Consider the following 2018-nt stretch of genomic DNA (forward strand, 5'->3'; position numbering starts at 1 on the left):
TGTAGACCACCACACCTTGGTACACCATATTAAGCCAAACAACGAAAGCTACCAAGATTACAAAGGTATCTACGATGAAAGTGCAACTGCTGTTTTTAACGGTAAGATTATCGTAGATCAGATTGCTCAAAAAACCAATGCATTTCAGCAGAACAACAACATCCTGTTGAGTGACAAGGCTACGATTAATACCAAGCCACAGCTAGAAATTTTCGCGGATGATGTTAAATGTTCGCATGGTTGTACCATTGGACAATTGGATGACGAGGCTTTATTTTATTTACAGTCTAGAGGTATTCCAAAAAAGGAGGCCAAGGCCTTATTAATGTATGCCTTTGCCAACAACGTTTTGTCCACGGTTCGCATTCCAGAACTAAAAGCTAGAATCAATAAAATAATCGCTAAAAAATTAGGTGTCAATATTGGCTTTGACCTATAAGGACATCCGTTTAGTTAGTTAATTCCTATTATGATAAACACTGTACTCGATATTCTATCCGTCCGTAAAGATTTTCCCATACTAAACAGGAAGGTCCATGGCCAGCCTCTTGTGTATTTGGACAATGCCGCCACTTCACAGACGCCAACGATGGTTATTGATGCTATAGTGGATTATTACAAGCGGTATAATTCCAATATTCACAGAGGGGTCCACACCCTTTCCCAGGAAGCAACGGATGTGTATGAGGAGGCCAGGCAAAAGATTCAAAAGCATTTTAACGCTCGCAAAAGCCACGAAATTATATTTACCCCTGGTACTACCTTCGGTATTAATTTAGTGGCCAATGGCTTTGCCTCCCTATTACAAGCGGGGGACGAGATAATCGTATCTGCCTTAGAGCACCACTCCAACATTGTTCCCTGGCAGATGCTAGCAGACCGCACCGGAGCGGTTTTACGGGTAATTCCCATGGATATAGAAGGGGAATTAGTAATGGAAGAATACCAAAAACTATTAAGCGATAAAACAAAGCTGGTATTCTGCAACCACGTCTCCAATGCCTTGGGAACAATAAATCCCATTGAAGAAATTATCAGTGCGGCCCATAAAGTTGGCGCAGCGGTATTGTTAGACGGCGCACAGGCAGCCCCCCATATTAAAGCAGACGTACAGCAATTAGACGTTGATTTCTATGTGGTATCGGGCCATAAAATGTGCGGCCCTACTGGGGTAGGCGTTCTTTACGGAAAAGAGGAATGGCTAAATAAATTACCTCCCTACCAAGGAGGTGGGGAAATGATTGCCGAGGTGACCTTTGAAAAGACCACCTATGCAGCCCTTCCCCATAAGTTTGAGGCCGGGACCCCAAACATTGCAGGAGGAATAGCCTTTGGCGCGGCATTGGATTATATGAACAACATTGGCTTTGATGCCATTGCCCAGTACGAACACGAGCTATTAACCTATGCTACTGAACAACTTTTAACCATAGAAGGTTTAAAAATCTATGGCACCTCTAGCAACAAAACAGCGGTTATTTCCTTTAATATAGAAGGATTACATCCATATGATATAGGAAGCATCTTAGACAAGCTGGGAATTGCCGTTAGGACTGGCCACCATTGTGCACAACCTATAATGGACTTTTATAAGATTCCAGGAACGGTAAGGGCAAGTTTCAGTTTTTACAACACTAAGGAAGAGGTAGATATATTGGTCGCAGGGGTAAAGCGCGCTAAGTCCATGTTGATCTAAAATCCATAACACCATCTATATCTTCTTGAATATAAGTGCTGTGTGTTGTACTTTTGCAATGAAAATCCATATGACAGGATAAATTAACACTATGAGTATACAAGAAATACAGGAAGAGATTATAGCGGAATTCTCCATGTTTGACGATTGGATGGAGCGTTATGAATATATGATAGAATTGGGAAAATCACTTCCCCTAATCGAGGAGCAATACAAAACCGACGACAATATCATTAAAGGTTGCCAGAGCAAAGTATGGGTACATGCCGAATTAAATGATGATAAATTGGTATTTACCGCTGATAGCGATGCCATTATAACA

3 protein-coding genes are annotated in these 2018 nt (G+C 41.6%); all 3 read left to right on the plus strand.

Annotation, left to right across the window (positions count from 1 at the left end; genetic code table 11):
- Nucleotides 1–439, plus strand: a 439-nt coding sequence (locus F1E73_RS16775; protein WP_150452629.1) for a SufB/SufD family protein, incomplete at its 5' end; no start/stop codon positions are given.
- A 30-nt stretch (nt 440–469) separates the two neighbouring features.
- Entirely contained in the window at nt 470–1696 is a 1227-nt protein-coding gene (locus F1E73_RS16780) for an aminotransferase class V-fold PLP-dependent enzyme (protein WP_150452632.1), read from the plus strand.
- Between the two features lie 91 nt (nt 1697–1787).
- The coding region (locus F1E73_RS16785) for a SufE family protein (protein ID WP_150452633.1) at nt 1788–2018 on the plus strand (231 nt) is incomplete at its 3' end.

This window comes from Arenibacter lacus, from assembly GCF_008711145.1.
Classification (GTDB): domain Bacteria; phylum Bacteroidota; class Bacteroidia; order Flavobacteriales; family Flavobacteriaceae; genus Arenibacter; species Arenibacter amylolyticus.